This is a genomic window from Stenotrophomonas sp. GW821-FHT01H02A (assembly GCF_059422145.1).
Window position 1 is genome coordinate 116,242 of record NZ_JBWKWI010000003.1, and the last position, 23,195, is coordinate 139,436.

A 23,195-nucleotide genomic window follows, 5' to 3' on the forward strand; every position below is an offset into this window, starting at 1 on the left:
GAACCCTCGATGATCAAGGTGCACCATCTGGACCACTCGCGCTCGCTGCGCGTGTTGTGGATGCTCGAAGAGCTGGGCCTGCCGTACCAGGTCGTCAACTACCAGCGCGACCCCGGCACCTGGCTGGCGCCGCAGGCGCTGCGCGACGTACACCCGCTGGGCAAATCGCCGGTGCTGCAGGACGACGCGCTGGTCCTGGCCGAATCCGGCGCGATCCTGGAATACCTGGCCGACCGTTATGACAGCGGCCGCCAGCTCTCGCCCGAGCCGATGCCGGCGCAGGCCCCCGAGCGCGTGCGCTACCGCTACTGGATGCACTACGCCGAAGGCTCGGCGATGCCGCCGCTGCTGATGACGCTGGTGTTCGCGCGGCTGCGCAAGGCACCGATGCCGTTCTTCGCCAAGCCGATCGCGCGCTCCATCGCCGACAAGGTGATGAAGGGTTTCGTCGGCCCGCAGGTGAAGCTGCACATGGACTGGATGGAGCGCGAGCTTGGCCAGTCGCCGTGGTTCGCCGGCGAGCGTTTCACCGCCGCTGACATCCAGATGAGCTTCCCGATCCAGGCCGCCGCCGCCCGCGGCGGTGACATGGCCGCGTATCCGCGCCTGCAGTCGTACCTGGCGCGGATCGAGCAGCGCCCGGCCTACCAGCGCGCGGTGGAGCGGGGCGGGCCATTGAACCTTGGCGGCGGCACCCGCTGAGCTTGCGGGGCAGCCGGTCTGTCCCCATTTCATGCCCATGAGCACCCAGCCCCTGCGTTTCGATAACCGCTTCATCCGTGATCTGCCCGGCGATCCCGAGACCGGCCCGCGCGTGCGCGAGGTGCGCGAGGCCGCGTGGTCGTCGGTGATGCCGACCCCGGTCGCGGCACCGCGCCTGCTGGCGTACTCGCCGGAAATGGCCGCGCTGCTGGGCATGGGCCAGGACCTCATCGAGAGCGAGGATTTCGCGTGGGTGTTCGGTGGCAATGCGTTGTACGCCGGCATGGCGCCGTGGGCGGCCAACTATGGCGGGCATCAGTTCGGCCATTGGGCCGGGCAGCTCGGCGATGGCCGTGCGATCTCGCTGGGCGAGCTGCTCACCGCGGACGGTGCGCACTGGGAGCTGCAGTTGAAGGGCGCCGGACGCACGCCGTACTCGCGCGGCGCGGATGGGCGGGCGGTGCTGCGTTCGTCCATCCGCGAGTTCCTGTGCAGCGAAGCGATGCATCATCTCGGCGTGCCGACCACGCGCGCGTTGAGCCTGGTCGGCACCGGTGATGCGGTGGTGCGCGACATGTTCTATGACGGTCACCCCGAGCCCGAGCCCGGTGCGATCGTCTGCCGCGTCGCGCCGTCCTTCATCCGTTTCGGCACCTTCGAGCTGCCGGCGTCGCGCGGTGACACGACGTTGCTGCGGCAGTTGGCCGATGTCTGCATCGCACGCGATTTCCCTGCGCTGGCAGATGCCGGTGAGACGCGCCATGCGCGCTGGTTCGCCGAGGTCTGCGAACGCACCGCGGTACTGGTCGCACACTGGATGCGCGTGGGATTCGTGCATGGCGTGATGAACACCGACAACCTCTCCATTCTCGGCCTCACGATCGATTACGGTCCCTATGGCTGGGTCGAGGACTACGATCCGGAGTGGACCCCCAACACCACCGATGCGCAGGGCCGGCGTTATCGCTTCGGTACGCAGCCGCAGGTGGCGTACTGGAATCTCACCCGGCTGGCGCAGGCACTGGCGCCGCTGTTCGAGGATGTCACGCCGCTGCATGACGGGCTGGCCCGTTTCCAGCAGGTGCACGCCGAATGCGAGCGCGCCGACATCGCCGCGAAGCTGGGCCTGGACACCTGCCGCGACGCGGACGTGGCGATGATGGCGGCCTGGCTGGAGATCCTGCACGAGGGCGAGATGGACATGACCATCGCCTTCCGCGGGTTGATGGACCTCGATTCCGCTGCGCCGTCGGTGGCGGTGCTCGAAGACGCCTTCTACAGTCCGGCCAGGCGCGAAGCGGTGCTGCCATCGCTGCAGGCGTGGCTGCAGCAGTACGCCGCGCGGCTGCGGGCGGATGGCTTGAGCGCGCAGGCGCGGCAGCAGCAGATGGGCCGCGCCAACCCGGTGTACGTGCTGCGCAACTGGCTGGCCCAGGAGGCGATCGAGCAGGCGCAGCAGGGCGATCTCAGCGGCGTGCATACGTTGCTGGAGGTGCTGCGGCGCCCGTATGAGGTACAGCCGGGGCGCGAACACTTCGCGGCCAAGCGGCCGGAGTGGGCGCGTGTGAAGGCCGGCTGCTCGATGTTGTCCTGCAGCTCGTGAATCCCGGTGAGGGCAGGGCGGGATGAACCGTTCTGCCGTGCGCACCGGGCTGTGAGGCGCTGCTGCGGGAGGCTCGGTTACCCTATGCCACCCTTTGTGCTGTGCCGATCATGACCGAGTCTTCCGCCACGCCCGCCTGGGCCGGCCGCCTGCGCGACATCGCCGATTTTCCCAAGCCGGGCATCCTGTTCAAGGACATCATGCCGCTGCTGGCCGACGGCCCGGATTTCGCGGCCGCCATCGATGCGATGGTCGCCCCGTGGCGCGATGCCAATCTGCAGGCGGTGATGGGCATCGAATCGCGCGGCTTCATCCTGGGCGCCGCCATGGCGCGGGTGCTGGGCGTGGGTTTCGTGCCGGTGCGCAAGCCGGGCAAGCTGCCGGGCAAGGTGCTGCGCCAGGATTACACCCTGGAATATCGGACCGACAGCATCGAGGTGCACGCCGATGCCTTGCCGGCTGGCGCACGCGTCGTGGTGATCGATGATGTGCTCGCTACCGGTGGCACGCTGTTGGCGGCGTTGTCGCTGGCCCATCAGCTGCAGGTGGAGGTGGTCGGTGCGGCCGTGCTGGTGGAGCTGGCCGGCCTCGGCGGCCGCGAGCGCTGGACGAGTGACGTCCCGCTGCTGGCGAACCTGGTGTATTGAGGGCGTGCCGACCGCAGGTCGGCACCTCAAACATCCCGACGAAAGCACAGCCGACCAACGGTCGGCTCTACCGCTCAGACATCCATCTTGCGTACGCGGAACCGGCGGCCCTTGATCTTGCCGGCTTCCAGCTGGGCGATCGCCCGGCCGGCCTGCTCGCGTGCGATGGCCACGTACGAGCGCGTGGCGTAGATGTCGATCTTGCCGATGTACTTGGCGGCCAGCCCGGCATCGCCTGTGAGTGCGCCGAGGATGTCGCCCGGGCGCAGCTTGTCGGTCTTGCCGCCGTCGATGCGCAGGGTGGTCATCGCGGCCTGCGGCAGCACCGGCGGGCGGGCGGTGGCCAGCGGCGTCTTCTGCCAGTCCAGCGGCTTGCCCTGGGCGGCTTCCAGTGCATCGGCGCGGCTGCGCTCGCGGTGTGTCACCAAGCTGATCGCCAGGCCCGTTGCACCGGCGCGACCGGTACGGCCGACGCGATGTTCATAGGTTTCGATATCGGTCGGCAGCTCGTAGTTGATCACCGCGGCGAGGTCCTGCACGTCCAGCCCGCGCGCGGCCACGTCACTGGCGACCAGCACGTTGCAGCTGCGGTTGGCGAAGCGCACCAGCACTTCGTCGCGATCACGCTGTTCCATCTCGCCGTGCAGCGGCAGCGCGGAGAAACCGAACTGCTGCAGCGAAATGGCCACGTCGTCGACATCGCGGCGGGTGTTGCAGAACACCACGGCCGATTCCGGCGTGTACTTGAGCAGCAGGCCGGCCAGCGCCTTCTGCTTGAGTGCCAGCTCGGTCTCGCAGAACAGGTGGCGGATCGCCGGGGCATGATCGGCGCCTTCCACGGTCACTTCCACCGGGTCGCGCAGCAGCACGCGGGCGATCTCGCGGATCTCGTCCGGGAAGGTGGCCGAGAACAGCAGCGTCTGGCGGTCCTTGCTGGTACGCCCGGCGATCTCGCGGATCGGCTCTTCGAAGCCCATGTCCAGCATGCGGTCGGCTTCGTCCAGCACCAGGGTGGTCACGCCGCCCAGGTGCAGCACGCGCTTGCGGCCCAGTTCCTGGATGCGCCCGGGGGTGCCGACGACCACCTGCGGATCGTGCGCTTCCAGCGAGGCCAGCTGCGGGCCCAGCGGCATGCCGCCGGTCAGCACCAGCAGTTTCAGGTTCGGAATGCCGGTGGCCAGCTTGCGGATCTGCTTGCCGACCTGGTCGGCCAGTTCGCGGGTCGGGCACAGCACCAGCGCCTGGGCGCGGGTCACGGCGGGGTCCAGCGCCTGCAGCAGGCCCAGCCCGAAGGCCGCGGTCTTGCCGCTGCCGGTCGGGGCCTGTGCGATGACGTCGCGGCGCTCCAGGATGGCCGGCAGGCTCTGGGCCTGCACGGGGGTGAGCGAGGTATAGCCCATGGCATCGATGCCGGGCAGCAGCGCTGGTTTCAGCGGCAGGGAGGAGAATTCAGACATGCGGTAGTGTCGCAGAAGTCCGCCCGGCGTGCCTCAGCCCAGCAGCGCGTGGACGCCCAGGTTGATCCCAAGCCCGCCCGCCAGCAGCCAACCAAACAGCAGCAGTGCCAGCAGCAGCGGCTTCATGCCGGCCCTGCGCAGCGCCGACGCATGCGTGGTCAGGCCGAGTGCGGCCATCGCCATCGCCAGCAGCACGGTGTCCAGATCGATCGCCGCGCTGACCACGGCCGCCGGCAACACCTGCAGCGAATGGAGTCCGGCCACGGCCACGAAGCCGAACGCGAACCAGGGCACCACGATCTTCGCGCGTTGGCCGGACGCGGCCGGCGCGCCACCGCGTGCCAGCAGCATCGACAGCCCGATCAGGAACGGCGCCAGCATCATCACCCGCACCATCTTGGCGATCACGGCCGTGTCGGCGGCCGGCTCGCTCACCGCGCGGCCGGCGGCGACCACCTGGGCGACCTCATGCACGGTGGAGCCGGTGAACACGCCGTAGGCCTGTGCGCTCATCGGGATCCACCCGTGCGCGAGGTTGAGCTGGTACAGCAGCGGGTACAGGAACATCGCGAGCGTGCCGAACACGACCACGGTGGACACGGCCACGGTCACCTGTTCGGCGCGCCCGCGCACCACCGGCTCGGCCGCCATCACCGCGGCAGCACCGCAGATCGAGCTGCCGGCGCCGATCAGCAGGGCGCTTTCCTTGTCGAGGCCGAACCAGCGTGTGCCGGCCCACCAGGCCAGCGCGAAGGTGCTGGTCAACACCAGCGCATCGATCAGCACCCCGCCGATACCGACCTGGCCGATATCCTGGAAGGTCAGGCGCAGGCCGTACAACACGATGCCCGCCCGCAGCAGCCAGTGCTTGGAGAAGCCGACCCCGGCGCCGGCAGGGTCGGCCAGGCGCGGGTAAACGGTGTTGCCCACGGCGATGCCGAGCACGATGGCCAGGGTCAGTGCGCTGATCCCGTGCGTCTGCAGCCACAGCAGCGGTGCCAGTCCCATGGCCGCTGCCGCCACGGCGCCGGTCAGCAGCAGCCCGGGGAGGCGGCTGCGCCAGCGCTGGGCGGTAGTGGGTGAGGGCAGGGCGGCGGCAGAGGTGTTCACGGGTATCTCCAGTCAGATCACAGCGATAGCCTGCGCGTCGCTGATGAACCTGTAAAACGCATTGTTTGTGTCATTTCGACCTGTTTGGTGCGTTAATGGCTGTCATGCACCTCACCCTCCGCCAATGGCAGGTTTTCGTGGCGATCGCCGACGCCGGCACCACGGCCGCGGCGGGGTCGCAGCTGGCGTTGTCGCAGTCGGCCACGAGCGCGGCGCTCAATGAACTTGAAAGTCAGTTGGCCAGTCCGCTGTTCGACCGGATCGGGCGCCGGCTCGTGCTCAACCCGCAGGGACGGGCGTTGCTGGATCCCGCTCGCGCGCTGCTGGTCGCCGCCGTCGATCTGGAGCGGCTGGCCGGGGCCGGGCAGCTGGCGCCCGGTGCGCAGCCCCTGCTGCTGCGGCTCGGGGCCAGCACCACGATCGGCAACTACCTGTTGCCGTCCCGCGTCGCCACGCTGCTGACCGATAACCCCCAGGCCCAGGTCGACCTGCGGATCGGCAACAGCGCCGACGTGGTCGCGGCGGTCCAGCGCCTGGAGGTGGATCTGGGCCTGATCGAAGGGCCGTGCCACGAAAGTGGCCTGCAGGTACTGCCGTGGCAGCGCGATGAGCTGGTCATCGTCGGCGCGCGGGAAACCACCCCCTCACGCATGGAAATCGCAGCGCTGGCGCAGGCACGCTGGCTGCTGCGCGAGCCGGGCTCGGGCACCCGCGAAGCGGTGGAGCAGGCGCTGCTGCCCCACCTGCACCACTTTGCCCGTTCCATGCAGTTGGGCAGCACCGAGGCGATCAAGCAGGCCGCGGCCGCCGGGCTCGGCCTGGCGTGCTTGTCACGGCATGCCGTGGCCGATCTGATCGCGCTGGGCAGCCTGAGCGTGGTGGAGACGCCGCTGCCGCCGCTGTCACGCCAGTTGTGGGTGGTCCGCCATCCGGGCAAGCGGGTGCCCCCGGCGCTGTGGGCGCTGCTGGGGCTGCCTGCGGGCGCGTTCGCTCAGGAGTAAGCGACGCCGCGCACCGCCAGCCCGTACAATGGTCGGATGCCTCTGATTACTCTGCAAAACGTCGACTTCAGCGTCGGCGGCCCACTGTTGCTGGAAAAAGCCGAACTGTCGATCGAGCCGGGCGAGCGTATCGCCCTGATCGGCCGCAATGGCGCCGGCAAATCGACCCTGCTCAAACTGCTGTCCGGCGATCACAAGCCCGATGACGGCGAAGTCCGCGTGCAGCAGGGGGTGCGCATTACCCGCCTGGAACAGGAGGTGCCGCACGGTGCCGCCGGCAGCGTGTTCGACGTGGTCGCCGATGGCCTGGGCGAACTGGGCCAGTGGCTGGCCGAGTTCCATCACCTGAGCATGGCCGAGGATTTCGACGGCGATGCGCTGTCGGCCGTGCAGGCCAAGATCGATGCCGCCAACGGTTGGGGCCTGGACCAGCGGGTCAGCGAAACCCTGACCAAGCTTGACCTGGATGGCGATGCCGAATTCGCGCGCCTGTCCGGCGGCATGAAGCGTCGCGTGCTGCTCGGGCGCGCGCTGGTGTCTTCGCCGGATCTGCTGCTGCTCGACGAACCGACCAACCACCTGGACATCGAAGCCATCGACTGGCTCGAAATGTTCCTCAAGAACTGGAACGGCAGCGTGGTGTTCGTCACCCATGACCGTCGCTTCCTGCGTGCACTGGCCACGCGCATCGTCGAGATCGACCGCGGCCAGGTCACCAGCTGGCCGGGCGACTGGGCCAACTACGAACGCCGCCGCGAAGAGCGCATGAACGCGCAGGCGCAGGAAAACGCGCGCTTCGACAAACTGCTGGCGCAGGAAGAAATCTGGATCCGCCAGGGCATCAAGGCCCGCCGCACCCGTGACGAAGGCCGTGTGCGCCGCCTCAAGGCGATGCGCAACGATCGCTCGCAGCGCCGCGAACTCGGCGGCAACGTGCGCATGGAAGCCGCGCAGGCGGAGAACTCCGGCAAGAAGGTGATCGACGTCAAGGACATCTCGTTCGCCTTCGGCGAGCGCGTGATGGTCAAGGACTTCAGCACCGTGATCCTGCGCGGCGACCGCATCGGCCTGATCGGGCCGAACGGCAGCGGCAAGACCACGCTGCTCAAGCTGCTGCTGGGCGACCTGCAGCCGCAGAGCGGCGAAGTGCGCGCCGGTACCAACCTGCAGATCGCCTATTTCGACCAGTACCGTGCGGTCCTGCGCGAAGACTGGACCGCGATCGAGAACGTGGCCGAGGGCCGCGATTTCATCGAGTTCAACGGCAAGCGCAAGCACGTGCATGCCTACCTGCAGGACTTCCTGTTCTCGCCCGAGCGCGCCCGCGCACCGATCACCCGTTTGTCCGGTGGTGAGCGCAACCGGCTGCTGCTGGCCAAGCTGTTCGCGCAGCCGTCCAACCTGCTGGTGATGGATGAACCGACCAACGATCTGGACGTGGAAACCCTCGAGCTGCTCGAAGAGCTGCTGAGCGATTACACCGGCACGCTGCTGCTGGTCAGCCATGACCGTGACTTCCTGGACAACGTGGTGACCTCCACGATGGTGATGGAAGGCGATGGCGTGGTCGGCGAATACGTAGGTGGCTATACCGACTGGCAACGCCACGCCGCACGCGTGGCCGCCGCGGCCGCCGCCGCACCGGTGGTGGCAGCCAAGCCTGTCGCGGCTGCCGCGGCTGCGCCGGCCGAGGCCAAGCGCAAGCTGAGCTACAAGGATGCGCGTGAGCTGGAACAGTTGCCGCTGAAGATCGAAACGCTGGAGAAGGACGTCGAAGGCCTGACCGCCGCGATGAACGACCCGGCCTTCTATCAGCGCAGCGCGCCCGACATGGCCGCCCACAATGCGAAGCTTGCCCAGGTGCAGGCCGAGCTGGACGCCGCGTACGCGCGCTGGGAAGAACTGGACGCCTGATCCGGTGATGGATGTAGAGCCGACCGGTGGTCAGCTCACCTGTAGAGCCGACCGTTGGTCGGCTGGCGTCAGAGGTCCATGACGCCCGAACGAAGCACAGCCGACCAACGGTCGGCTCTACCTGTCAGGGCTTCGTGGGGCCGGACGGAAGGCCGCCGACCAACGGTCGGCGCTATCGTCGTCATTTCAAGCCGTGCAGATCCCGCAGCTGGGTCGGCCGTGAGCCGAAATACGCGGCCAGATCGGCGATGTCCTGATCGCTCAGGTCGGTCGCCTGCGGGGTCATCAGCGCGTGCTGGCGATCCCCCGCGCGGTAGGCCTGCAGGCTGTGCGCCAGGTAATCCCCATACTGCCCACCCAGTTTCGGATAGGTCGCGTCGATCGGCTTGTTGCCGTCCGCCCCGTGGCAGTCGATGCAGCTCTGGCCGGTGGCTTTGCCCTTGACCTGGGCACGCGCCTCACCGGCGGCGATGCGACCGGCCGGCAGGCCGGCGGAGGAGCCGGACCCGTGTTCACCACTGGCGTGGCCCGGATCGGCGGCGGAATCTGCGCTGTTCTCCACCTGTGACTGCGAACACGCGGTCATCAGCAGGGCAACGGACAGGGCGATGGCGTAACGCTGGAATGGCGTGGCTTTCGACATGAGCGCGCTTATTTGACGGTGGACAGGTAAACAGCGAGATCGGCGATCTCCTGTTCGCTGAAACTCATCGACTGCGCCTGCATCGTCGGATGCTTGCGCTTGCCGTGGCGGTACTCGGTCAGCGCCTGGCTGAGGTACTCACGGGTCTGCCCGCCGATCTTGGGCACTTTGTAGCTGGGGTAGGCGTTCTTGTACCCGGTGATGCCGTGGCACCCCTGGCACGTATAGGCCAGGACCCGGCCATTGTCGAACCGGCCGGTGACGGCGGCAGGCGCCGGCGCGGTGGCGGCCGGAGCGGGGCTGGCAGGTACTGCAGGAGCAGGTGTTGCGGCCTGTGCGGCGGCCCCGAGGGGCAGGAGGACGGCCAGAACGAGACAAGCGGCGAGCGGCTGCGGGCGCATGATGTCCTTTTCCGATAAACGGGTCTGGTCGTTCCGGCGTGGGGTACGGAACTGGGCCGAGTATAGCCTGCCATTTCATCTAGCTGAAACCGGGCGCGGGAAGCCATCGCCGCAGGTCACCATGACCTTTGGGATATGGTGTGGTCGTGACGTGGTGCATTACTTTGCTACCACACCTGCCCACGCATCCTTAGGGACACGACGATGTCGCGACAATCTTTCCTGCTCGGCCGCACTGGACGCTGTGCCGCTGCACTGCTGATCACCTCCACCCTGCTGCTGAGCGGCTGCGGTGGCGCCGGCCCCGCCGAAGCACAGGCCGCTGAAAAAGACGGCAAGGCCGAGAAGAAGGTCGATGCGGTACCGGTCGAAGCGGTCGCCGCCAGCCGTCGCGCCGTCGCCGCCAGTTACACCGGCACGGCCGCGCTGGAGCCGCGGGGCGAGTCGCAGGTGGTCGCCAAGACCTCCGGCGTCGCGCTGGCGGTGCTGGTGGAAGAAGGGCAGCAGGTGCGTGCCGGGCAGCCGCTGGTGCGGCTGGATCCGGACCGTGCGCGCCTGGCCGTGGCGCAGAGCGAAGCGCAGATGCGCAAGCTGGAGAACAACTATCAGCGCGCCCAGAAACTGGTCGGCCAGCAGATGGTCAGCGCCGCCGATGTCGACCAGATCAAGTACGACCTGGAGAACGTCCGCGCGCAGTACCGCCTGGCGACGCTGGAACTGTCCTACACGACGGTGATCGCGCCGATCTCGGGCGTGATCGCCTCGCGCTCGATCAAGACCGGCAACTTCGTGCAGATCAACACGCCGATCTTCCGCATCGTCGACAACTCGCGGCTGGAAGCCACGCTCAACGTGCCCGAGCGCGAGCTGGCCACGCTGCGTGCGGGCCAGCCGGTGACGCTGATCGCCGATGCGCTGCCGGGCAAGACCTTCCCGGGCACGGTGGACCGCATCTCGCCGGTGGTCGATGCCGGCAGCGGCACGTTCCGGGTGGTCAGCGGCTTCGGTGAAGATGCCGAGGGCCTGCAGCCGGGCATGTTCGGCCGCATCCGGATCGACTATGACCAGCGCGCCGATGCGCTGGTGGTGCCGCGCCTGGCGTTGCTCGACGACGGTGAGCCGGCGGTGTTCCGCGTCCGTGATGGCAAGGCCGCGCGCGTGCCGGTCAAGCTCGGCTATGCCGAAGGCCCGTGGGTGGAAATCCGCGAAGGTCTGGCCGCCGGTGATCAGGTGGTCACCGCCGGCAAGGTCGCCCTGCGCGACGGCACCGCGGTGCAGGTGATCGGCGCCAAGCCGGCCGTCACCGCCGCTGCCAAGCCGGCGCCGGCCAAGGCGGAGAGCCGTCAATGACAGCGGCCGGCAACGACCACGGCAACGATCCGCACCAGGGCGAACGCCCCGGTGCCCACGGCGGCGGCCTGGTGGAATTCGCCACCCGCCGCCGCGTCACCATCGCGATGTTCACCGTCACCCTGATGCTGTTCGGCTTCATCGCGCTGGGCAATCTCAAGGTCAACCTGTTGCCCGACCTGAGCTACCCGACCCTGACCGTACGCACCGAATACACCGGTGCGGCCCCGGCGGAAATCGAAACGCTGATCACCGAGCCGGTCGAAGAGGCCGTCGGCGTGGTCAAGAACCTGCGCAAGCTCAAATCGATCTCGCGTACCGGGCAGAGCGATGTCGTGCTCGAGTTCGCCTGGGGCACCAACATGGACCAGGCCAGCCTGGAGGTGCGCGACAAGATGGAAGCGCTGAACCTGCCGCTGGAGGCGAAATCTCCGGTGCTGCTGCGCTTCAATCCGTCCACCGAACCGATCATGCGCCTGGTGATCTCGGCCAAGACCGATCCGTCCAGCGATGCCGAGGCCGTGCGCCAGCTCACCGAGCTGCGCCGCTATGCCGATGAAGACCTGAAGAAGAAGCTGGAGCCGGTCACCGGCGTGGCCGCAGTGAAGGTGGGTGGCGGTCTGGAAGATGAGATCCAGGTCGACATCGACCAGCAGAAGCTGGCCCAGCTCAACCTGCCGATCGACAACGTCATCAAGCGGCTCAAGGAAGAGAACATCAACATCTCCGGCGGCCGCCTGGAGGAAGGTTCGCAGCGCTACCTGGTGCGCACCGTCAACCAGTTCGCCGACCTGGAGGACATCCGCAACCTGCTGGTGACCACGCAGAGCAGCAACGGCAGTGCCGCCGATGCAGCGATGCAGCAGATGTTCGCGATCGCTGCCTCGACCGGCTCGGATGCCGCGGTCGCGGCGGCCTCGGCGGCACAGAGCGCGTCCAGCAGCGGCTCCACCAACATCGCCAATGGCGTGCCGGTGCGGCTCAAGGACGTCGCCACCGTGCGCCAGGGCTACAAGGAGCGCGAAGCGATCATCCGCCTGGGCGGCAAGGAAGCCGTCGAGCTGGCTATCTACAAGGAGGGCGACGCCAACACGGTGTCGACCGCCGAAGCGCTGCGTGCGCGCCTGGAGCAGATCAAGGGCCAGGTGCCCGGCGATGCCGAACTGACCACGATCGAAGACCAGTCACGCTTCATCGAACACGCCATCAGCGACGTCAAGAAGGACGCGGTGATCGGCGGCATCCTCGCCATCCTGATCATCTTCCTGTTCCTGCGCGACGGCTGGAGCACGTTCGTGATCAGCCTGTCGCTGCCGGTCTCGATCATCACCACGTTCTTCTTCATGGGTCAGCTGGGCCTGAGCTTGAACGTGATGTCGCTGGGTGGTCTGGCGCTGGCCACCGGCCTGGTGGTGGATGACTCGATCGTGGTGCTGGAGAGCATCGCCAAGGCGCGCGAACGTGGCCTGAGCATCCTGCAGGCGGCCATCGCCGGCACCCGCGAAGTGAGCATGGCGGTGGTCGCCTCGACCCTGACCACCATCGCGGTGTTCCTGCCGCTGGTGTTCGTCGATGGCATCGCCGGCCAGCTGTTCCGCGACCAGGCGCTGACCGTGGCGATCGCGATCGCGATCTCGCTGCTGGTCTCGATGACCCTGATTCCGATGCTGAGCTCGCTCAAGGGCCGCCCGCCGCTGGCCTTCCCCGAAGAACCCGCGCATCAGCCGTGGCAGCCGGACAGCCGCTGGCTGAAGCCGGTCGCCGGCAGCCGCCGGGGCGTGGGCACGCTGGTGCGCTGGATCTGTTTCGGTATCGCGTGGTCGGTGATCCGCGTCTGGCGCGGCCTGGTGGCCGTGGTCGGTCCGGTGATGCGCAAGGCCAGCGATGTGGCGATGAAGCCGTACGCCGGTGCCGAGCGCGGATACCTCAAGCTGCTGCCGGGCGCGCTGCATCACCCGGGCAAGGTGCTCGGCCTGGCTGCGCTGGCCTTCGTCGGCACGATGGCGCTGGTGCCGATGCTGGGTGCGGACCTGATCCCACAGTTGGCGCAGGACCGCTTCGAAATGACCGCCAAGCTGCCGGCCGGCACCCCGCTGAAGCAGACCGATGCGCTGGTCCGTGAAATGCAGTTGGCCCACGCCAAGGACGACAGTATCGCGTCGCTGTACGGCGTCAGTGGCAGCGGTACCCGCCTGGATGCCAGCCCGACCGAGAGTGGCGAGAACATCGGCAAGCTGACCGTGGTCATGGCCGGCGGCGGCAATGCGCGCACCGAGGCGGCGATCACCGAGCGCCTGCGCGAATCGATGCAGCAGCACCCGGGCGTGCAGGTCGATTTCGCCCGGCCGGCGCTGTTCAGCTTCTCCACGCCGTTGGAAGTGGAACTGCGCGGCCAGGACATGGCCACGCTGGAAACCGCCGGCAAGGCGCTGGCGGCGATGCTGCGCAACAACCCGCACTACGCCGATGTCAAATCCACGGTGGAAGAGGGCTTCCCGGAGATCCAGATCCGCTTCGACCAGGAGCGCGCCGGTGCGCTCGGCCTGACCACGCGGCAGATCGCCGATGTGGTGGTCAAGAAGGTGCGCGGTGACGTGGCCACGCGCTACAGCTTCCGTGACCGCAAGATCGATGTGCTGGTGCGTGCCCAGGAAGGCGATCGTGCCAGCGTGGACAGCATCCGCCGCCTGATCGTCAATCCGGGCAGCACCCGGCCGGTGACCCTGGATTCGGTGGCCGAGGTGGTCGCCACCAACGGCCCGAGCGAGATCCATCGCGCCGACCAGACCCGCGTGGCGGTGGTCTCGGCCAACCTGCGCGACATCGACCTGGGCGGCGCCGTGCGCGAAGTGCAGGACATGGTCGCCAGGCAGCCGTTGGGGGCTGGTGTCGGCATGCACATCGGCGGGCAGGGTGAGGAGCTGGCCGACTCGGCACGCTCGCTGATCTTCGCCTTCGGCCTGGCGATCTTCCTGGTGTACCTGGTGATGGCCTCGCAGTTCGAATCGCTGCTGCATCCGTTCGTCATCCTGTTCACCATTCCGCTGGCGCTGGTCGGCGCGATCCTGGCGCTGATGCTGACCGGCAAGCCGATCTCGGTGGTGGTGTTCATCGGCTTGATCCTGCTGGTGGGCCTGGTGACCAAGAACGCGATCATCCTGATCGACAAGGTCAACCAGCTGCGCGAGGCCGGCGTGCCCAAGCGCGAAGCGCTGGTGGAGGGCGCACGTTCGCGCCTGCGGCCGATCATCATGACCACGCTGTGCACGCTGTTCGGCTTCCTGCCGCTGGCGGTGGCGATGGGCGAGGGCGCCGAAGTGCGCGCGCCGATGGCGATCACCGTGATCGGCGGCCTGCTGGTCTCCACGCTGCTGACCCTGGTGGTGATCCCGGTGGTGTACGACCTGCTTGATCGACGCGGCGACGCCTACTACCGCGAGCGCGGCCGCCACCTCAAGACGCCGCTGGCCGATACCGGCCATGACACCGCACAGGAGCCGGCATGAGCATTGCCGAGTTCTCCATCCGCCGGCCCATCACCACGATCATGTGTTTCGTGTCGTTGGCGGTGGTGGGCCTGATCGCCTCGTTCCGGCTGCCGCTGGAAGCGCTGCCGGACATCTCCGCGCCGTTCCTGTTCGTGCAGGTGCCGTACACCGGCTCCACCCCGGAGGAGGTCGAGCGCAACATCATCCGGCCGACCGAAGAAGCGCTGGCGACCATGACCGGGATCAAGCGCATGCGCTCCTCGGCCACCTCCGAAGGCGCCAGCATCTTCATCGAGTTCACCGACTGGGACCGCGACATCGCCATTGCGGCCTCGGACGCCCGTGAGCGCATCGATGCGATCCGCAGCGACCTGCCCGACGACCTGCAGCGCTACAACGTGTTCAAGTGGTCCAGCAGCGACGACCCGGTGTTGAAGGTGCGCCTGGCCAGCACCACTGACCTGACCGGTGCGTACGACATGCTCGACCGCGAGTTCAAGCGGCGGATCGAACGCATCCCGGGCGTAGCACGGGTCAACATCTCCGGCGCCCCGCCGAACGAGGTCGAGATCGCGATCAGCCCGGACCGGCTGACCGCCCACAACCTGAGCATCAACGAGCTCAGTGACCGCCTGCGCACGCTGAACTTTTCGATCTCGGCCGGACAGATCGACGACAACGGCCAGCGCGTGCGCATCCAGCCGGTGGGTGAGATCACCGACCTGCAGGAACTGCGCGACCTGGTGATCGACAACAAGGGCCTGCGCCTGGGCGACATCGCCGAGATCCGGCTCAAGCCCACCCGCATGAACTATGGGCGTCGCCTGGACGGCAACCCGGCCGTGGGCCTGGACATCTTCAAGGAGCGCAGTGCCAACCTGGTGGAGGTTTCGCGCGCGGCCCTGGCCGAGGTCGAGTCGATCCGCAAGCAGCCCTCGATGCGCGATGTGCAGATCAAGGTGATCGACAACCAGGGCAAGATGGTGACGTCCTCGCTGCTGGAGCTGGCCGAGGCCGGCGCGGTGGGCCTGCTGCTGTCGATCACGGTGCTGTTCTTCTTCCTGCGCCATTGGCCGTCCACGCTGATGGTGACCCTGGCGATCCCGATCTGTTTCGTGATCACGCTGGGTTTCATGTACTTCGCCGGCGTCACCCTCAACATCCTGACCATGATGGGGCTGCTGCTGGCGGTCGGCATGCTGGTCGACAACGCCGTGGTGGTGGTGGAGAGCATCTACCAGGAACGCGAACGGATGCCCGACCAGCCGCGGCTGGCCTCGATCATCGGCACCCGCAACGTGGCCATCGCGTTGAGCGCCGGCACCCTGTGCCACTGCATCGTATTCGTGCCGAACCTGTTCGGCGAGACCAACAACATCAGCATCTTCATGTCGCAGATCGCCATCACGATCTCGGTCTCGCTGCTGGCCTCCTGGCTGGTCGCAGTGAGCCTGATCCCGATGCTGTCCGCACGCATGCAGACACCCAAACTGGTGCATTCGGACAGTGGCGTGATCGCCCGCCTGCAGCGCCGCTATGCCTCCTTGCTGCAGTGGACGCTGGAGCACCGCGGCTGGAGCGTGTTCGGCATCGTGCTGGTGATCCTGATCAGCCTGGTGCCGATGAAGCTGACCAAGATCGACATGTTCGGTGGCGAGGGCGGCCACGAGGTGTTCATCGGCTACAACTGGAAGGGCGCCTATACCTTCGGCCAGATGTCCGAGGAAGTGCGGCGGGTCGAACGTTACCTGGACGACAATCGCGAAGCGTTGCACATCACCCAGGTGTACTCCTGGTACAGCGAGCAGGAAGGCAGCAGCACGGTGGTCACCTTCGACACCGAGCACGCCCAGAACATGCCTGCGGTGCAGGAAGCGCTGCGCAAGGGCCTGCCGCGCTCGGCGCGTGCCGATTACGTGGTCGGCAACTCGGGTGATGGCGGTGGCAGCGGCAACAACCAGGTGCAGGTGCAGCTGGTCGGCGACTCGACCAAGATGCTGCAGGAGATCGGCGAAGAAGTCGTGCCGCTGCTGGCCCAGCGCAAGGAACTGCGCGACGTGCGCATCGACAACGGCGAGAAGGGCAGCGAGCTGTCCATCCACGTCGACCGCGAGCGCGCGGCGGCGTTCGGCTTCAACGCCGAGCAGGTCGCCAGTTTCGTCGGCCTGGCCCTGCGCGGCGCGCCGCTGCGCGAATTCCGCCGCGGCGACAGTGAAGTGCCGGTATGGGTGCGCTTCGCCGGCGCCGAGCAGAGCAGCCCGGAAGACCTGGCCAGTTACACCGTGCGCACCGGAGACGGTCGCTCGGTGCCGCTGCTGAGCCTGGTGGACGTGGCGATCAAGCCCTCGGCCACGCAGATCGGCCGCACCAACCGGCAGACCACGCTGACCATCAAGGCCAACCTGGCCGAGAAGGTCACCGTGCCGGACGGCCGCAAAGCGATGGAGGAAACGCTCAAGCCGATGAGCTTCCCGGCCGGCTACACCTTCAGCTTCGACGGCGGCGACTACGGCGACGACAACGAAGCGATGGCACAGATGATGTTCAATCTGGTGATCGCGCTGGTGATGATCTACGTGGTGATGGCCGCGGTGTTCGAGTCGCTGCTGTTCCCGGCGGCGATCATGAGCGGGGTGCTGTTCTCGATCTTCGGCGTATTCTGGCTGTTCTGGATCACCGGCACCTCGTTCGGGATCATGTCCTTCATCGGCATCCTGGTGTTGATGGGCGTGGTGGTGAACAACGGCATCGTGATGATCGAGCACATCAACAACCTGCGCCGCCGCGGCATGGGGCGGACCCAGGCGCTGGTGGAGGGGTCACGCGAACGCCTGCGCCCGATCATGATGACGATGGGCACCGCGATCCTGGCGATGATTCCGATCTCCATGACCGACACCCAGTTGCTCGGCAACGGCCCGCCGTACTACCCGATGGCCCGCGCCATCGCCGGCGGCCTGGCGTTCTCCACGGTGGTCAGCCTGCTGTTCCTGCCGACCATCTACGCCATGCTCGATGACATGAGTACCAATGTGTCGCGGATCATCCGGCGCGCGCGTGGACTGCCGCCGAAGGGCAGTGCAGACGTGATCGAGGCGGCGTAATCCCGAGTGAAGGTGCCGGCCATTGGCCGGCCCAGGCGGTGCGTCGGGTGGAGAGCCCCCGGCGTCCGGGGGCGGCCGCGAAGCGGCGGGGGTGCGGAGGCCGGAAAGCGGGGCCCAAGGCTTGCGGAGCGAACCTTGGGGCGGCAGCGCGGCGCGCTGGCGCGTACCCGGCACGAAGGCGGCGCTACGCGCCGACTTTGTGCCACACCTGGAACCCGGTGAGCCACAACCCGAGCATGCTGCCGAGGTTGGTCAGCATGAAGGTGAGCACCACGCGGGTCACCCGGTTGCGGTACCAGCCCCTGACGCTCTGCGCGTCGTCGCGCAGCTTCAGGAAATCCTCGTAGGCCGGCTTGCGCAGGCGCGCTTCCACCAGCGCGGAGAACGCACCGGTCGGGATGCTCAGGCGGAACGGCTTGAACGGGGCCACCACGATCGCGGTCAGGATGCTCAGCGGGTGGCTGCCGGCCAGCAGGCAGCCCAGGCCGGCCAGACCGCCGGTGTACATCGCCCAGACCGCCAGCAGCTCGCTGCCGACGCCCAGGCCGCCGCGATAGAAGCCCACACCGATGCCGGTCAGCACGATCGCCAGGATCGCCAGCGTGATCCACGGAATATTGCGCTTCTTGGGCACGTCTTCCAGCGACTCGCGCAGCGGCCCCGGCGCGTCGGTATCGGTTTCCAGGTAGTTGGCCAGTCCGGCCAGGTGACCGGCACCGACCACCGCCAGCACTTCGCGCTGGGCCGGGTCGTGCACTTCGCGCAGGCGCGTGGCCATGTAGCGGTCGCGCTCGCCGATGATGGTTTCGTACAGGGCCGGGCTCTCGCTGGCGAACTCGCCGAAGCTGGCTTCGAGCATGTCGCCCTGCTTGAGCTTCTCGATCTCGTCCTCGCCGACTTCTTCGGAGGCGAACAGCCCTGCGCCCAGGCCCATCACCAGCTTGATCTTGCCGAAGAAGCCCAGCCGCTGCGAGGCGCGCTTGAAGGTCAGGCCGACCTCGCGGTCGATCAGGTGCACCGGCAGGTTGCGTTCGTTGGCCATCACCACCGCGCGCTTGAGCTCGGCGCCCGGCTCGATCTCCAGCTGCTCGGCCAGGCGGCGCTGGTAGGCGGCCAGGGCGAGGTTGGCCGCGAACAGGGCGACGCGACCCTTGCGGATCACCTCGACCAGATCCAGCTTGGCCAGTGCGTCCGGGTTGGTCAGTGCCTGCAGGCGCTGCGCGTCCAGCTCGACCGCGACCGCATCGAAGCGGCCACTTTCGATCGCACGTTCCACTGCTTCCACGCTGGCCTGCGAGACGTGCGCGGTGCCGAGCAGGGTGTAGCGCACGCCATCGCGCTCGACCACGCGCACGGGTTGGCCGGCGAACAGGGTGTCGCCGGCGTCGATCAGGGTATCTGTCATTGCATCATTCATTCGAAGGGGCGCTGTCGGCACCATCGCCGAGCGCGCGCTGCATCTGGACGGTGTCCAGCCAGCGGCCATGCTTGCGGCCGAGGCCGCGGAAAACGCCGACGGTATGGAAACCGAAACGCTCGTGCAGTTTGATGGAGGCGGTGTTGGTGGGCTCGCCGATGACGGCCACCATCTGCCGGTAACCGCGGGCGACGCAGGCATCGATCAGGCCCTGCATCAGTGCGGTGCCGACGCCACGGCCCTGGAAGGCGGCATCCACGTAGACCGAGTTCTCCACGGTCCACTGATAGGCGATCCGGCCGCGGTAGGTATTGGCGTAGGCATAGCCGGCCACCTGGCCATCGACCTCGGCCACGATGTACGGGAATCCACGGCCGACGATGTCCTGCATGCGGCGGCGCATTTCCGCCGCGTCCGGGATCTCGTACTCATAGGTGTTGACGAAGTCGGTCACCTCCACCGCATAGATCGCGGTGATGGCCGCGATATCGGCATCGGTGGCATCGCGCAGCTGCACGGTCACGGTGGGGTGTCCTGGTCGGTCAGTCGATGTAACGCTTGAGCAGATCGCCGTATGCATCGATGCGGCGATCACGCAGGAACGGCCAGATGCGGCGGACATGCTCGCTGCGCTGCAGGTCCACGTCGCAGACCAGCACGGTCGGCTCGCCACCGGCTTCGGCGATGAACTCGCCCTGCGGGCCGAGCACATGGCTGTTGCCCCAGAACTGGATGCCCGACGCGCCCAGCGGCGACGCTTCATGGCCGACGCGGTTGCAGCTCAGCACCGGCACGCCGTTGGCCACGGCATGGCCGCGGTGACTCAGCACCCACGCATCGCGCTGGCGCCCCTGTTCGTCCTGCTGGTCGTCCGGATCCCAGCCGATCGCAGTGGGGTAGAGCAGCAGCTCTGCACCGGCCAGCGCCATCAGGCGGGCCGCTTCCGGGTACCACTGGTCCCAGCACACCAGCACGCCGAGGCGACCCACCGAGGTGTCGATCGGGGTGAAACCCAGATCGCCCGGGGTGAAGTAGAACTTCTCGTAGAAGCCCGGATCGTCCGGGATGTGCATCTTGCGGTACTTGCCGAGCAGGGTGCCGTCTTTTTCAAAGACCACCGCGGTGTTGTGGTACAGCCCGGCGGCGCGGCGCTCGAACAGCGACCCGACGATCACCGCGCTGTGCTTCTTGGCCAATGCACCCAGGCGCTGGGTGCTCGGCCCCGGGATCGGCTCGGCCAGGTCGAACTCATCGACCGACTCGTGCTGGCAGAAGTACGCACCGTTGTGCAGTTCCTGCAGCAGGATCAGCTTGGCACCCTGCGCGGCCGCTTCAGCCACGCGCGCTTCGATGACGGCCAGATTGGCCTCGGCATCGCCGTGGTTGCGCTCCTGGATCAGGGCGACGGAAAGGGTGTGGCGTGAGCTCATCCGGAGACGGTCCTGCAAGGGGAAAAACGCAGTTTATCGCGGATGGGTGCACGCAGCGTGCTGGCTGCTAAATGGGTGACTCCCACGCGTCGACAGTGCCGGCCGCTGGCCTGCGTCGCAGGGTGACCGGAGCGTCAGCAGACAGGCCACAACCATGAGTCGTGGGCTGTCGCTCTTCCGCTGGCTGCCGACCCACTGTCGAAGGCGGGTCGGAGCGGGTTTGCGGGGGTATGAGCGGCATGGATGCCGCGACTTAAGCCCCCAGGGATGGGTTTACGGCGTCCCCCGCAAACCCGCTCCGGCCCGCCAGGCCGAGGTGCTCACTGGCCGCTCAGGCCAGCAACCCCGCCGGCAGCTGCATGGTGATGCAGTGCAGGCTGCCGTTCTGCCAGATCAGCGAACGGCACGGCACCGGCACGATCTCGCGGTCCGGATAGGCCTGCGCCAGCACCGCACGCGCAGCCTCGTCGGCAACATCCCCATAGGCCGGCATCAACACCGCGCCATTGAGGATCAGGTAGTTCGCGTACGAAGCGGCCAGGCGGCGACCTTCATCGATCACCGGCTGCGCCCACGGCAGCGGGAACAGGCGGTACGGCTGGCCATCGGTGGTGCGCAGCGCCGCCAGTTCGGCTCCCATCGCCTGCAGTTCGGCGTAGTGCGAATCGCTGGCGTCGTCGCAGGCCTGGTAGACGATGCTGTCGGTCGAAGCGAAGCGGGCCAGGGTATCGATATGGGCGTCGGTGTCGTCACCTTCCAGATAGCCATGGTCCAGCCACAGCACGCGGTCCTGGGCCAGCCAGGTGGCCAGGTCGGTGCTGAGCGAGGCACGGTCACGGGTCGGGTGGCGCTCGTGCAGGCACTGCCAGGTGGTCAGCAGGGTGCCGGCGCCGTCGGTTTCGATGCCGCCGCCTTCCAGCGCGAACGGAATGCTCTGCAGCTCGGCATCGGCGAACAGCCCCGCGGCATGCAGCACGCCGACCAGCTGGTCATCCAGGCTGGCGTCGAACTTGCCACCCCAGCCGGTGAAGCGGAAGTCCAGCAGGCGGAAGCCGCCATCGGCACGCTTGAGCGTGATCGGCCCGGAATCGCGCAGCCAGGTGTCGTCGTACTGGGCAGTGACGAACCGCACGCGGTCCGTATCGATCCGGTTCGAGCGCAGGCGCGCATCGGCGTACGCCTCCAGGTCGTCGTCGGCGACGATGATCACCACCGGCTGGAAGCGGGTGATGGCCGCGACGAGCGCGATGTAGGTGTCCTCGACGTCACCCAGGCGGTCGGCCCAGTCGGTGTCGGCGTGGGGCCAGGCGATCAGGATGGCGGACTGGGATTCCCATTCGGCCGGAAAGCGGAGCGTGTCGTTCATGATCTCAGTGCGATGGCCCGCCAGCGGGCGGGCAAGGGGGAAGGGGTCAGCGGATCGGCGGCTTCGGCCCGATCTCGTTGGCGTCGGCGCGGTTGGCCACCACGTCGATCACCTTCTGCTTCTCGAAGTAGACGGTGAACTGCGGGTAGACCCAGCGGTTGATCGTCGGCCACTGTCGCTTCTGCCCGCCGCGCGGTTCCAGGCGCTCGCCCGGGTCGCCGAACTGGGCCTGGACCTGCTGCATGCTCTGGCCGCGGACGGGCAGGGCGATGGCAGGCTTTTCACGGCTGCGGTCGATCAGCAGGGTGTCGGCGTGGGCGCCGGAAACGGCCAGCAGGCCCAGCAACGGCAGGGTGGTCAGGTAACGCTTCATCTCGATCTACTCCCCAGTGGTCAAGAATGCGGAAGGTCCCACGGCGGCAGGTCTGATAACCGACGGTCGTGGGGTCCCCGCCGATTACAACAAAAATGGCAGCAAAAAGCCGCCCGGAGGCGGCTTTTTGTTCATCACCCGGCCCGGTGAAGGACCGGTGGCGGCCGTGAGGCCAGCCGGCTCAGCGCTGGCGAGCCTTGAAACGCGGGTTCGACTTGCAGATCACGAAGATCTTGCCGCGGCGACGGACGACCTTGCAGTCGCGGTGACGGGACTTGGCCGACTTCAGGGAAGACAGGACTTTCATTGCATACCTCGGCGTAAACGTTGGATTCGGTTGGAGCGCGGCCGCGATATGCAGATGACAATCGGCAGGTGACGCCCGTTCAAGCCCGCCATTCTACCGGGCTTTTTTCCATCCTTTCAAGTGGTTGCACCAAAAAGGTCTCGGGGTGCCCCGGGCAGGGGCTAGAATGGGCGGTCAATTTCACAGGGAAACCCATGAATCAGCTTCCTTCCGTGCTCACCATCGACGGTCCCTCCGGGGCCGGCAAAGGGACTGTCAGCCGCATTGTCGCACGCCGGCTGGGCTGGCATTACCTGGATTCGGGCGCCCTGTACCGGGCGGTGGGCGTGGCCGCCAGCTGGGCCGACATCGACACCTCCGACGCCTCGGCGCTGGTCCGCTGCACCTTCGACACCCACGTGCGCTTCGTGGAGTCGGCCGATGGCGGGCTGCGGGTGCTGGTCAACGAGACCGACGCCACCGATGAGCTGCGCCTGGAGACCACCGGGGCGCTGGCCTCGGCGATCGCGGCGATCCCGGAGGTCCGGGCGGCGCTGAAAGAGCGCCAGCGCGCATTCAGGATGGAGCCGGGGCTGGTCGCCGACGGTCGGGACATGGGCACGGTCATCTTCCCGGACGCCCCATTCAAGGTGTTTTTGACCGCCAGCGCCGAGGAACGGGCCGAGCGGCGGCATAAGCAGTTGAAAGACAAGGGTGTTTCGGTTAACTTTGACGACCTCCTGCGCGAGATCATGGCCCGCGACGCCCGTGATGCACAGCGCACAGTGGCGCCCCTGAAGCCGGCAGACGATGCCGTCGTCATCGACACCAGTGGCATTGGCATCGACGCCGTCGTTGCCAAGGTATTGGATCTGCTTCCGGTTTCGGGTGCCTGATCCGTTG

Annotated in this window: 19 protein-coding genes; 9 read left to right on the plus strand and 10 right to left on the minus strand. The window is 67.4% G+C overall.

The features are described 5' to 3' along the window. Positions 1 to 9: 9 nt before the first annotated feature. The 3 genes from AC07WC_RS06130 (at position 10) to AC07WC_RS06140 (ending at position 2,952) form a co-directional block, all read left to right on the plus strand. Complete coding sequence (locus AC07WC_RS06130) at positions 10 to 702, plus strand: glutathione S-transferase family protein (RefSeq protein ID WP_495209211.1); 693 nt, start codon at positions 10 to 12, stop codon at positions 700 to 702. 37 nt (positions 703 to 739) lie between these two features. Then, a complete protein-coding gene (locus AC07WC_RS06135; RefSeq protein WP_495209212.1) occupies positions 740 to 2,305 on the plus strand; it encodes a protein adenylyltransferase SelO in 1,566 nt (521 codons plus the stop codon). 110 nt (positions 2,306 to 2,415) lie between these two features. Then, complete coding sequence (locus AC07WC_RS06140; RefSeq protein WP_495209213.1) at positions 2,416 to 2,952, plus strand: adenine phosphoribosyltransferase; 537 nt, start codon at positions 2,416 to 2,418, stop codon at positions 2,950 to 2,952. A gap of 74 nt (positions 2,953 to 3,026) precedes the next feature. Here the strand turns inward: AC07WC_RS06140 and dbpA are convergent, their stop codons facing one another. Continuing rightward, complete coding sequence (dbpA, locus tag AC07WC_RS06145) at positions 3,027 to 4,409, minus strand: ATP-dependent RNA helicase DbpA (RefSeq protein ID WP_495209214.1); 1,383 nt, start codon at positions 4,407 to 4,409, stop codon at positions 3,027 to 3,029. 33 nt (positions 4,410 to 4,442) lie between these two features. Further along, entirely contained in the window at positions 4,443 to 5,519 is a 1,077-nt protein-coding gene (locus AC07WC_RS06150; RefSeq protein WP_495209215.1) for a YeiH family protein, read from the minus strand. A gap of 104 nt (positions 5,520 to 5,623) precedes the next feature. Here AC07WC_RS06150 and AC07WC_RS06155 point away from each other — a divergent pair, with 104 nt between their 5' ends. Beyond that, entirely contained in the window at positions 5,624 to 6,520 is an 897-nt protein-coding gene (locus AC07WC_RS06155) for a LysR family transcriptional regulator (RefSeq protein ID WP_495209216.1), read from the plus strand. Between the two features lie 36 nt (positions 6,521 to 6,556). Beyond that, positions 6,557 to 8,434, plus strand: a complete 1,878-nt coding sequence (locus AC07WC_RS06160) for an ATP-binding cassette domain-containing protein (RefSeq protein WP_495209217.1) — start codon at positions 6,557 to 6,559, stop codon at positions 8,432 to 8,434. 181 nt (positions 8,435 to 8,615) lie between these two features. Here the strand turns inward: AC07WC_RS06160 and AC07WC_RS06165 are convergent, their stop codons facing one another. Then, positions 8,616 to 9,077, minus strand: a complete 462-nt coding sequence (locus AC07WC_RS06165) for a c-type cytochrome (RefSeq protein ID WP_495209218.1) — start codon at positions 9,075 to 9,077, stop codon at positions 8,616 to 8,618. A gap of 8 nt (positions 9,078 to 9,085) precedes the next feature. Further along, on the minus strand, positions 9,086 to 9,478 hold the full coding sequence (locus AC07WC_RS06170; RefSeq protein WP_495209219.1) for a c-type cytochrome: 393 nt from the start codon (positions 9,476 to 9,478) through the stop codon (positions 9,086 to 9,088). Positions 9,479 to 9,682: 204 nt separating this feature from the next. Between AC07WC_RS06170 and AC07WC_RS06175 the strand changes: the two genes are divergently transcribed. The 3 genes from AC07WC_RS06175 to AC07WC_RS06185 are packed head-to-tail and all read left to right on the plus strand — an operon-like array spanning position 9,683 to position 17,420. Continuing rightward, on the plus strand, positions 9,683 to 10,828 hold the full coding sequence (locus AC07WC_RS06175) for an efflux RND transporter periplasmic adaptor subunit (protein WP_495209220.1): 1,146 nt from the start codon (positions 9,683 to 9,685) through the stop codon (positions 10,826 to 10,828). Beyond that, positions 10,825 to 14,334: an efflux RND transporter permease subunit gene (locus AC07WC_RS06180; RefSeq protein ID WP_495209221.1), complete on the plus strand. Its 3,510-nt coding sequence runs from the start codon at positions 10,825 to 10,827 to the stop codon at positions 14,332 to 14,334. The genes AC07WC_RS06175 and AC07WC_RS06180 overlap by 4 nt, the downstream gene beginning before the upstream one ends. Then, the gene (locus AC07WC_RS06185; protein ID WP_495209222.1) at positions 14,331 to 17,420 is read left to right on the plus strand and encodes an efflux RND transporter permease subunit; all 3,090 of its coding nucleotides are present in this window, start codon (positions 14,331 to 14,333) and stop codon (positions 17,418 to 17,420) included. The genes AC07WC_RS06180 and AC07WC_RS06185 overlap by 4 nt, the downstream gene beginning before the upstream one ends. Positions 17,421 to 17,604: 184 nt before the next feature. Here the strand turns inward: AC07WC_RS06185 and AC07WC_RS06190 are convergent, their stop codons facing one another. From AC07WC_RS06190 to ykgO, 6 genes are all read right to left on the minus strand, one after another. Continuing rightward, a complete protein-coding gene (locus AC07WC_RS06190) occupies positions 17,605 to 18,837 on the minus strand; it encodes a TraB/GumN family protein (protein ID WP_495209223.1) in 1,233 nt (410 codons plus the stop codon). After that, positions 18,830 to 19,360, minus strand: coding sequence for a GNAT family N-acetyltransferase (locus tag AC07WC_RS06195; RefSeq protein WP_293982341.1), 531 nt, complete (start codon positions 19,358 to 19,360; stop codon positions 18,830 to 18,832). Before AC07WC_RS06195 ends, AC07WC_RS06190 begins: the two co-directional genes overlap by 8 nt. A gap of 19 nt (positions 19,361 to 19,379) precedes the next feature. Further along, positions 19,380 to 20,267, minus strand: coding sequence for a carbon-nitrogen hydrolase (locus AC07WC_RS06200; RefSeq protein ID WP_495209224.1), 888 nt, complete (start codon positions 20,265 to 20,267; stop codon positions 19,380 to 19,382). Between the two features lie 331 nt (positions 20,268 to 20,598). After that, positions 20,599 to 21,633: an agmatine deiminase family protein gene (locus tag AC07WC_RS06205; protein WP_495209225.1), complete on the minus strand. Its 1,035-nt coding sequence runs from the start codon at positions 21,631 to 21,633 to the stop codon at positions 20,599 to 20,601. A 46-nt stretch (positions 21,634 to 21,679) separates the two neighbouring features. Next, entirely contained in the window at positions 21,680 to 22,006 is a 327-nt protein-coding gene (locus tag AC07WC_RS06210; RefSeq protein ID WP_495209226.1) for a hypothetical protein, read from the minus strand. Between the two features lie 181 nt (positions 22,007 to 22,187). Further along, positions 22,188 to 22,313, minus strand: a complete 126-nt coding sequence (gene ykgO, locus AC07WC_RS06215; protein ID WP_017355593.1) for a type B 50S ribosomal protein L36 — start codon at positions 22,311 to 22,313, stop codon at positions 22,188 to 22,190. A gap of 194 nt (positions 22,314 to 22,507) precedes the next feature. Here ykgO and cmk point away from each other — a divergent pair, with 194 nt between their 5' ends. Beyond that, a complete protein-coding gene (gene cmk / locus AC07WC_RS06220; RefSeq protein WP_046273768.1) occupies positions 22,508 to 23,188 on the plus strand; it encodes a (d)CMP kinase in 681 nt (226 codons plus the stop codon). The last annotated feature ends 7 nt before the right edge of the window (positions 23,189 to 23,195 follow it).

Bases quoted from the DNA above. Each gene is read 5' to 3' on its own strand.
- AC07WC_RS06165 (WP_495209218.1), bottom strand. From the start codon at position 9,077: ATGTCGAAAGCCACGCCATTCCAGCGTTACGCCATCGCCCTGTCCGTT.
- AC07WC_RS06155 (WP_495209216.1), top strand. From the start codon at position 5,624: ATGCACCTCACCCTCCGCCAATGGCAGGTTTTCGTGGCGATCGCCGAC.
- AC07WC_RS06205 (WP_495209225.1), bottom strand. From the start codon at position 21,633: ATGAACGACACGCTCCGCTTTCCGGCCGAATGGGAATCCCAGTCCGCC.
- AC07WC_RS06210 (WP_495209226.1), bottom strand. From the start codon at position 22,006: ATGAAGCGTTACCTGACCACCCTGCCGTTGCTGGGCCTGCTGGCCGTT.
- AC07WC_RS06160 (WP_495209217.1), top strand. From the start codon at position 6,557: ATGCCTCTGATTACTCTGCAAAACGTCGACTTCAGCGTCGGCGGCCCA.
- AC07WC_RS06130 (WP_495209211.1), top strand. From the start codon at position 10: ATGATCAAGGTGCACCATCTGGACCACTCGCGCTCGCTGCGCGTGTTG.
- AC07WC_RS06185 (WP_495209222.1), top strand. From the start codon at position 14,331: ATGAGCATTGCCGAGTTCTCCATCCGCCGGCCCATCACCACGATCATG.
- AC07WC_RS06175 (WP_495209220.1), top strand. From the start codon at position 9,683: ATGTCGCGACAATCTTTCCTGCTCGGCCGCACTGGACGCTGTGCCGCT.
- AC07WC_RS06200 (WP_495209224.1), bottom strand. From the start codon at position 20,267: ATGAGCTCACGCCACACCCTTTCCGTCGCCCTGATCCAGGAGCGCAAC.
- dbpA (WP_495209214.1), bottom strand. From the start codon at position 4,409: ATGTCTGAATTCTCCTCCCTGCCGCTGAAACCAGCGCTGCTGCCCGGC.
- AC07WC_RS06180 (WP_495209221.1), top strand. From the start codon at position 10,825: ATGACAGCGGCCGGCAACGACCACGGCAACGATCCGCACCAGGGCGAA.
- AC07WC_RS06190 (WP_495209223.1), bottom strand. From the start codon at position 18,837: ATGAATGATGCAATGACAGATACCCTGATCGACGCCGGCGACACCCTG.
- AC07WC_RS06140 (WP_495209213.1), top strand. From the start codon at position 2,416: ATGACCGAGTCTTCCGCCACGCCCGCCTGGGCCGGCCGCCTGCGCGAC.
- AC07WC_RS06170 (WP_495209219.1), bottom strand. From the start codon at position 9,478: ATGCGCCCGCAGCCGCTCGCCGCTTGTCTCGTTCTGGCCGTCCTCCTG.
- cmk (WP_046273768.1), top strand. From the start codon at position 22,508: ATGAATCAGCTTCCTTCCGTGCTCACCATCGACGGTCCCTCCGGGGCC.
- ykgO (WP_017355593.1), bottom strand. From the start codon at position 22,313: ATGAAAGTCCTGTCTTCCCTGAAGTCGGCCAAGTCCCGTCACCGCGAC.
- AC07WC_RS06135 (WP_495209212.1), top strand. From the start codon at position 740: ATGAGCACCCAGCCCCTGCGTTTCGATAACCGCTTCATCCGTGATCTG.